Genomic DNA, 904 nt, shown 5'->3' on the forward strand with positions numbered 1-904 from the left:
ATCAGCACTTGCGCGACCTCGGCCGCCACGCCTCGCTCGCCATGCAGACGGTGCTGGACGAGATAGATATGCAGCGACAGCATCTCGAAGCGGCCGAGCGGCGTATCCGGCACATTCCAGTCCGAATAAAACACCGTTTGCCGCGCCGCCGCCACGATTTGTGCGTAGAGCGCGTCGGTGATAGCGCGGTTGGCATTGCGTTCGCGGCCAAAAAGGCGCTGGAACATTGAGGGCGGTCTCCCGGGGACCTGTTGTTTGATTTGGCCTTGTTGCATCGGCATGCAAGCTGGTTTACCGGTTTTGCGGCCCAGCGCAAGTTGCGGGGATGTGATGGAGAATTGTTGTTGGGTGCGCTGAAATTCAAGTCGTTTCTTGCGCCCGCCCCGGTGGGCGTGGCTTCACTGCTGATGGTCGTATCAGCGCTTTCCGCCTGCAATTCATCTAAGATGTTCGGCGATCTCCATCCAAGCGAGACGCTGACGAAAGGCTACGTCATCGACCAGCAGGCCATCGATTCGGTACCGGTCGGATCGAGCCGTGAACAGGTGCTGCTGGCGCTGGGCACGCCGTCGACGACGGCGACCTTCGACAACGAGGCCTTCTACTATATCTCGCAGACGCGCAAGCGCTACGTCGCCTTCGACAACCCGCACATCATCGACCAGCATGTGCTGGCGGTCTATTTCGGCGCTGACGGCCGCGTGACCCAGATCGCCAATTACGGCCTCAAGGATGGCAAGATCTTCGACTTCATCTCCAGGACGACACCGACCGGCGGCAAGGACCAGAACTTCCTCACCCAGGTCATCAACGGCGCCAGCAAGCTGGCGCCCGGCATCCCCGGCGGCGGCAGCGGCACGCCTTAAGTCTATCGACGAACCGCGGAACAATCAAAACCCGCCAC

Annotated in this window: 2 protein-coding genes; one reads left to right on the forward strand and one right to left on the reverse strand. The window is 60.7% G+C overall.

Annotated elements, in window-relative coordinates:
• On the reverse strand, positions 1–227 hold a 227-nt coding region (locus tag EOA27_RS38240), incomplete at its 3' end, for a ubiquinol-cytochrome C chaperone family protein (protein WP_281059530.1).
• A 117-nt stretch (positions 228–344) separates the two neighbouring features.
• Here EOA27_RS38240 and EOA27_RS38245 point away from each other — a divergent pair.
• Complete coding sequence (locus tag EOA27_RS38245) at positions 345–866, forward strand: outer membrane protein assembly factor BamE (protein WP_126082928.1); 522 nt, start codon at positions 345–347, stop codon at positions 864–866.
• Positions 867–904 lie beyond the last annotated feature (38 nt).

This window comes from Mesorhizobium sp. M2A.F.Ca.ET.037.01.1.1 (assembly GCF_003998075.1).
Classification (GTDB): Bacteria; Pseudomonadota; Alphaproteobacteria; order Rhizobiales; family Rhizobiaceae; genus Mesorhizobium.